The 7,536-nt window shown below is 58.4% G+C and carries 5 protein-coding genes; 2 read left to right on the top strand and 3 right to left on the bottom strand.

Annotated elements, in window-relative coordinates; genetic code table 11:
- Window positions 1-522 precede the first annotated feature (522 nt).
- Both GWG67_RS34870 and GWG67_RS34865 read right to left on the bottom strand, forming a co-directional pair.
- Window positions 523-960, bottom strand: coding sequence for a cytochrome c (locus tag GWG67_RS34870; RefSeq protein ID WP_275174151.1), 438 nt, complete (start codon window positions 958-960; stop codon window positions 523-525).
- On the bottom strand, window positions 957-2,552 hold the full coding sequence (locus GWG67_RS34865; RefSeq protein ID WP_275174154.1) for an NAD(P)/FAD-dependent oxidoreductase: 1,596 nt from the start codon (window positions 2,550-2,552) through the stop codon (window positions 957-959). The genes GWG67_RS34870 and GWG67_RS34865 overlap by 4 nt, the downstream gene beginning before the upstream one ends.
- A gap of 418 nt (window positions 2,553-2,970) precedes the next feature.
- Here GWG67_RS34865 and GWG67_RS34860 point away from each other — a divergent pair, with 418 nt between their 5' ends.
- Window positions 2,971-3,537: a hypothetical protein gene (locus tag GWG67_RS34860; RefSeq protein ID WP_275174150.1), complete on the top strand. Its 567-nt coding sequence runs from the start codon at window positions 2,971-2,973 to the stop codon at window positions 3,535-3,537.
- A gap of 1,090 nt (window positions 3,538-4,627) precedes the next feature.
- Window positions 4,628-5,737, top strand: a complete 1,110-nt coding sequence (locus GWG67_RS34855) for an acyltransferase (protein ID WP_275174149.1) — start codon at window positions 4,628-4,630, stop codon at window positions 5,735-5,737.
- A gap of 688 nt (window positions 5,738-6,425) precedes the next feature.
- Here GWG67_RS34855 and GWG67_RS34850 read toward each other — a convergent pair.
- Window positions 6,426-7,163, bottom strand: a complete 738-nt coding sequence (locus GWG67_RS34850) for an outer membrane protein (protein WP_275174153.1) — start codon at window positions 7,161-7,163, stop codon at window positions 6,426-6,428.
- Between the last annotated feature and the right edge of the window lie 373 nt (window positions 7,164-7,536).

The following is a 7,536-nucleotide window of genomic DNA, read 5'->3' as shown; positions in this document are numbered from 1 at the left end:
GACAACGCCCCCCGTCTCACCCTATCAACAGGGTGGCCGCCTTCGTTCGGATTGGGTGGCCGCTTTCGATCGGAATCGCTGGCCGCCTTCCGTCGGAATCGGTGGCCGCTTTGCCTCGGATTCCGCACCTACAGCCCCTTCAACGGCGATCATACCCGGAAAGCTTTCACTCAGACCGGCTCCGGGAGCAGGCCAGGTCACCAACTGCGGCGACGTTGGCTCACCACCCGCGGTAAAGATGTTCGAAGCCCAAGCTCGCATAGTGACCGCCGAGCTAGCCGACGATCCTGAACGGCTTGCTCGAATTAGGTCCCGACGCGAAAGTGGCACGCTGGATGTTGTTGAATTTTCCGACGCAGGCGTGTATGAGCCGAATGACAGCATGCAACAAGCGCTGCCATCCACAAATCACTCGGATAACTGGTATCAACCAATGCCCGAAGAACGCCGGCTAACCGACTCCCGGCGGTCTGCCCCGTAAGAGGGGCAAGCAGAACGTCATTCTTCGTTATCTTGCGCCCTTCACCTTCGCGCCGCTTGCACGTCACTGGCCTTGACTGCATCTGAGTAGCTGTTTTCGAAATGCGTGCGCAGGTAGTTCACGACTGCGGCGATCTGGTCGTCGCTCATCATGTCGCCGAAGGAGGGCATGCCGCGGCGGCCGTGGAGGACGACATCGATGACATAAAAGGTCGCTTCGAGATTACGGTTGGCGGCTAGCGGCGGATAGCTGGCTGCGGCGCTCGCGCCCATCGCATCGGCCATGTGGCAGCCGCGGCACACATTGATATATAGCTGCTCGCCAGTCGTCTCGACAAAGCGATCGCTGGAGCAAGAATAGCGGCTCTTTAGCGCCTCCGGATCGTTTTGCCCGTGCACGGGATACGACGACCGCAACAACAGCGCCGCTATGGCTGCGAAGGTGACATGCTTAATGCCGCGGACGCATCTTCGCCTCATGGCTTGATCACCCGCTCATGCAGCCGCGCGATGGCGTCTAGTGAGGAGAGGATCGCGCCTTCCTGCCAGGCCGGCAAGGCCGACACGTGCTCGCCAGCGAGCAAAATGCGCCCGTCGATCCTACATAGATTGCGATAATGCTGCTTGCGCGCCTCCTCTGACCATTGGCCGCTGCACCCAAGCGTGAATGGCACCCGATGCCACGCAACCGCGATGCCGTTCTCGAACTCCGTCCGGTATTGAGGATGGATGACGGCGCCGAACTCGACCGCGCGCGCCACGCGCTCATCCGGCGGCATGGCGGTGAACTCGAAGGCGTTGGCGCTCTCGAAAAGATAAGCACCGAGCAAGATGCCGCGGCCGCACTTGTTGTACCCGGTGTTGGGATAGCCGATCTCACGGATTGGCAAATCCGTGTAGCTGATGCCGCCATAGATCGCGTCGTCCTCCTCCCAGAATCGGCGTTTAAACTGCAGCCCGACTTTTACCGATGCGCCGTAAGGCACGGCATCTATAGCCGCCTTCATCGCGGCGCCGACATTGATAGGCAATTGGCTCAGGATCGACAACGGGATCGTGCACAGGCACCAATCAGCCGTGACCTTTTGCAACTGCGCGGGACTTTTGGCGTCTACGTAGGTCACGGTGACGCCGCAATCGTTCTGCCAAATTTCCGTGACCTTTGCATTATAGCGGATGAGTTCGCCGAGTTCGCGCGCGAAGGCCTTGCCGATCTTATCCATGCCGCCGACGGGCTGGAACATTGTGGTCTGCAATTCGTACGTGGCGAAATTCCAAAAATAGCGCCACAGTTGCGACTTCAGGATATCCGAGAGCGCTACCGGTTCGCTCGGAAGGGGAGACGCGGACAGCCCTCCGCCGGGCGGTTTGGCATAGCCGCGATATGCGGAGGCAATCAGGCCCTCTCTGTATTTGTAGTTGTGATCAAGCGCGCCCCAGGATTTCAATGCAAGCAGCAGGATTTCCTTGTCCTTCACGGAAACAGCCTGATCCAACTCGCCCTGGTTTGCGACTTTGGCAAGCAGCTCCGAAACCTGGCCCTGGAAATCGGCCTTTACTGCGCGGATTCGCTGCGGCGCCCCGCCGAAAGCGCCCGAGGCGTGTAGATAGGCGTTGTGATTGACCTGGATGAAGGGCTCGAGCGCAACGCCAAGCCTCTTGCAATAATCCAACAGCGCACGATGGTGATAGGGAATCCGCCATGGCCCCGGATCGAGATGAAGGTCCTTCTCGAAGGCGCAGGTCTGCTTGACGCCGCCGAGTTCAACAAAAATATCGCCACCGCGCAGGGTCCAGTTTCGCCCGCCGGGGCGGTCGTTGAACTCCAGCATCAGGACCTTGTAGCCGGCCTCGCGTAGCTCCAGCGCCGCCGTCATGCCGGCAAGGCCCGCACCAAGAATGAGCACAGAAGCGCCTTTGGCATCACCCTCCAGCCGGATCGGCCCTGTGTAACGAGATTCAGAGGCAAAGCCGAGCGCCATCATCGTGTGGTACATCGCGGCGCCGCCGGCCACGGTACCAATCAGCGAGAGCAGATCGCGTCGCCGCACTGTGAGAGGCTCGTTCTGCATAGGCATTCGATCGCCCCCAAATGGCTCAGGCCGCACCTGCCAAGGAAACGCGAGGCTGCTCTGCATTAGGCGTGATGTTGACGAGAAGTTCTTGCCGATGGCCGTGTTGATTCGCAGCTTGTAACTTGCGCTGCAAACGGACGCCGGTCTGGCAGGCGGCTATTGCAAGATCAGCGGCGCGGCATAGCTGGCTGCTATGATGGCAGTGCGGTAAAAGCGCATCCGGCTTGTTGGGTGCGACGCCTGGTGGCAAACGTCGAATTGATCCTGAAGGGGCCGATCCCAATTGATGAGAGCCGTAGATAGGCGTCCGGCGCCTCACTGAGCGTGGCATAGCGTCCTCCTGGTTTGCATCGAAGGCAAAGCAGGATTTGCGCCACCGACAGGCGCGGCAGGCGGACAGCTCTCTATGAGAGCAATGTCGCGGTTCAAACAGAGTGGCGTGTTTCCAGAGCCGGCAGCGTCTGCTCTCCAACGACATACGGTGAGTCCGAAATACGGTCCGCCTCTTACAATCGACTCGGTCGACGCGGCGTGTAAGCAGCCCACTCTGTTTGATGGATTGTATGAAGCGAAGCGGGCGGCACCCAGAATTCAATTCTCTTTCTCGTCCAGTTGCCTTGCAGGCGCCCGCCAAAGGCGTAGCCGTCAGCCGGCGGACGCTGCAACGCGCCGTGCAGCCTATCGCCAGGCGCTCAAGGCGGAGGCGCTAGCGACGACGCGGTTTGAGACGCCGCCGGGCCGGCAGCTGCAGATCGACTTCCGGAAGCGCCTGGTCGAGATCGGAGGGGCGAAAGTCAAGGCATTCGTGTTCGTGGCGACGCTCGGGCACTCGCGACGGCTCCGTGGGCGTGCGTTCCGGGAACATTGGTTCGCCGGGCTCGAGAGCACATTTACGACCTTAAGCCGTGTGCCGCTGGAAGTACTGATGGACAATCCACGCGCGGTTGTCGTGCGCCACGACGCGGTGAGCCGGTCGGTTTAGTTGAAGGACAAGCTGATTGCCTTTGCAAAACATTGGGTTTCCGTCCTCGCGCCTGCGCGCCATATCGAGCGCGCACGAAGGGCAAGACTGAGAACGGCGTCGGCTATGTGAAGAACAACGCGATCGCCGGTCCTTCCCAAGTTGGGAAGCATTCGAGGCGCATCTCGACAGATGGAAGCGTGAGGTTGCGAACGTTCATATCCACGGCACGAGCGGCGAGGCGCCCATCATCCGTTTCGCGCGTGATGAGACGATACATCGGTTGAAACCGCTCGGCGGGCAGCCGTCGTTCGGATCCTTGCGTGACCTGACCGCGTCGCCGGCAATGATTGCGCCGTCGAGATCGACACGCACAGCTACTGGTGCGGTCGCGCCTTATTGGCTAGCGCGTGGCGGTAACGATCGCGGCCGCCGAAGTGCGGATCCGCCATGGATTGCAGCACGTAGCAGTGCACAAGCAATGGGAGGGGCGTTGCCTACGGATCGTCGACTCCGCCCATCTCGATGGTGTCGCTGGGCTCCATTGGCACGGTTGTTGCTTTTGAGAGAGCCATCAACACTGACTCTGTATGGGCTCGAAAACGGCAAGGAGTCGCAGGTGGTTAAGCATTTTCAGTACCTAAGCCGCTGAAAGTGGCTCCTACTTTTGCGTCGGTCTCCGTCTGGTGTACTCGCAGTGTCGGACGCGAAGCCGATGCCGATCGCGACCAGCGTTACTACGATGCACGCGTGCGGCGGTGTGTACGAGAATGCGCGATCATTCAAAACTAATTCGTCGTCGGAGAATGCGGAAGTTGATAAGGTTGTCAGGATCGGTTGGTCGACCTTTGCGCAAGGCGAGGGCGTCCTTGGCGGACCATCGGAGGGAGTGCCGGAGCCCGGCGAAATACCCACCACGAGGGCCGGATAGGTTGATCGATATGTCGATCCGGCCCCGCCAGGCACTGATCTATTGCCGACCGGATGCCCGAAATGCTTCGCCGCGATCCCGAATCCGCGCATCGTACCGGCTTTCCCACGTCAATTCTCCATGCATTCCACCGATGTACTAAGACGGCACGGTCAAAAGTATCACGGGGGTCGGCGAGCTATGAACAGATGGTTACCTTTTTCTCCCGGCAACAAGACGATCTCGGATCAACTGATGCGAGCAGAGAATCGGCCATCCGGTTTTGATTATCTTCGGCCTTTTCTGGCGATCAGCGTCATAGCCGTCCATAGCATATCAATATGCTACGGGATGCAGATTCATTTGGAGATGTGGAGTGGTCCGCTGCACCCAATGTTAAAATTTATTGTTCCATGCTTCTTTGCCATGAGTGGATTCCTCGTCGCAGGAAGTCTGGAACGTAACACAGTCCCTACATTTCTGACCCTCAGATTTCTGCGAATTGTTCCGGGCCTCTCCGTTGAGACCTTAATTTCCGCACTGCTACTGGGCGCGCTATTAACGTCGCTGCCTCTAACCGACTATTTTTCCCATGCAGAATTCTGGCGCTACATGGCGAGTATGGTAGGCTGGGTGCACATCTACCTTCCTGGCGTTTTCGAGAACCGATCTCCTCCGAACTATGTGAACGGGTCAATTTGGACTATTCCTTTTGAATTGGAATGCTATGCTGCAATGGCAGTTTTGGGAATAGCTGGGGTCGCCAAGAGACCGATCCTTTTCACAAGCGTAGCCATCCTTGCGATGCTCGCTTTTTCCGCAAAGGGAATGACTTCCCCCAGCTACGGCGTTAGCCACGGAGAGATGGTCCTCCCGTTCATGTTTGGAGTTGCAATCTATCTACTCCGGAACACGCTGCCGTTCTCGTTTCCTCTATTCGTTCTGAGCTTCACACTGTCCTTAGGGCTCTTCTACTTCAGAGTGGTTTCTTATCTCGAGGCACCGTTCGTCGCCTACTCGGCAACGTACGTCGGGCTACTGAATCCAAGGCGAGTGCTTCTGGTGCGCGGCGCCGATTACTCATACGGCATCTATATTTACGCCTTTCCTTTTCAGCAGGCAGCCTTTGAATTGCTTCCAGGCGGGACTTCCTGGTTTTTGAACATCGCCTATGGCGTCCTCTCTTCAGGTGCAGCCGCGTATCTCTCCTGGACTTTTCTCGAGAAAAGAGTTTTGGAACACCGCGCAGCCGCGCTATCGCGCCTCTCAAAGTTCATAGAGGGGCTTCGTTTGCGTTTCGCGCGTCTGTGAATGCGTTTGGCAGTTTATCTGGCTGAAGATACTCGGCAGTGGTCCACCGCCATCACTGGTCTGGAACGGACTAGACCGCAACCGAGGTCACGTTGCTCATCTTTTTGCAAATCAATGAGCAAATCATTTCTTGCTCGAGCACAGTCCGGGAAGGCGGCCGTCACCGGGTGTCCCTGGTCAGCCATCCAGTCTCGACTCCCGCAAGGGCGTCGATGGCCTTCGCGGTTGCGCGCGATGCCGGCTCAGCTCCGTTCCAAGCCGATTCGCCTAGGCATCATTTGAATTGTCGGCGCCACTGCTGCTTATTCACCGCGCCGACGTATTGTGAGGTGCCGCGCGTTCATACGAGGATTGGCGTACGTGCAGCGGGGTGTTGCGATGAATAGGTGGCCTGTCCGTCCCGCGGTCCCCTCGGAGCGCGGCAGCTAGCCGTGCTCTGCCGAGCAAGTTTGTCGTGTAACAAGGAGGAGTTCACACGAATTCCGTCAGTTCGAGGCGCGCCGTGGACATGGGGCGGACCGTTTCGCCGGACTGCTGATTGCGTGCGGTCAAACTGAATCAATTGGGGCAGAGCGCGTCAGGCCCGGCTTCCGACAAAAGCCAATGCATGTTTGCTGTACTCTAGGCCGACACGTCCAAAAAAGCCCCGGCCATTGGCCGAGGCTTTCGATCCGCCGGTTGAGACAGATCAGTATTTAAGAAGAACGGGACCGCCGAACTTATAGTTGAGCCGTGCCGTTATAACATCGAACTCCTGGCGGATGCGATCGGTCCCACCAGCGGATGCGGCGAAGTTCATCGTGCCGGGTAGCATGAATAAGTGATCGTACTCGAGGCCAACCGACCAGTTCGGTGCGAAGCCGTACTCGATTCCGGCGCCCAACGCGCCGCTCCAAAGAACGTGCTCGCTGTTTCCAAGCTGCGCGCCCGTGAGGGTCGAGCTGATGTGATAGGTGTTGCTCGTCACTGCGCCGCCGCCCTTGGCATAAAGCAGGACGTTGTCGAAGGTATAGCCGATCTGCCCCGTTACCAGGCCGAACGCATCAATCTTGGTTTGGTTGACATCCGAAAACGCGACGCTGACATTCGAGCCGGTCAAATCAGCCCAGTTCCCCTGGCCTTCAACGCCAAGCACGATCTGGCCCATCTGCCATCGATAGCCGATCTGGCCACCAACGGTCATGCCGGTCGCATCATGACAGCCCTCGGGCGTGCCGCCATTGAAATCCCAGCAATTCGAGCTTGAGCCCCATCCACCGTTCATACCGAGATAGTAGCCGCTCCAGTCGTAGATTGCAGCCGCGACAGGCTGCGGAGCTATGGTGTAGAGAGGCTGGACAGGCTGCGCAGCCAGATCCGCGCCAAAGGCGGGCGCCACCGCGTCAAGCGCCACAATGCTCACAGTCGCGAGCAACAAGTTCTTCATTTCTACTCTCATGTCTTGAGTGCCCCCGAGCCTCGTGCGTCTTAACAACGTCTGCGCGAATTGATGTAACAGCATCGCAACATTCGCGCCGAAAGGAATGTTCGAACCGAACGCTGCGTCAGGTTGCGGCATTCCAGATCATCTCCAACCGCTTCGCAAATGCTCGATCGTGTGCCAAGTAGGTGGCTTGATGTGACGAAAAGCGAGCTGCTGATCTCAGTGGATTAAGTGCACCGCAAGCCAGATGATACCCAGCCACACCGCAACTGAGGAGAGCAAAGCGCCTTGTAACATCCTTGCTCTTGTTCTGTGGCGCCATCGAAGGAGCTGCGATGAGCAACCGGTGAAGCGCCGGCCCCGTACAACAGCTATC

It is taken from the genome of Bradyrhizobium sp. CSS354 (genome assembly GCF_029051725.1).
In the GTDB taxonomy this organism is placed as follows: domain Bacteria; phylum Pseudomonadota; class Alphaproteobacteria; order Rhizobiales; family Xanthobacteraceae; genus Bradyrhizobium.
Note: the sequence above shows the minus strand (reverse complement) of the source record. Positions and strands in the feature narration are given on the sequence as shown.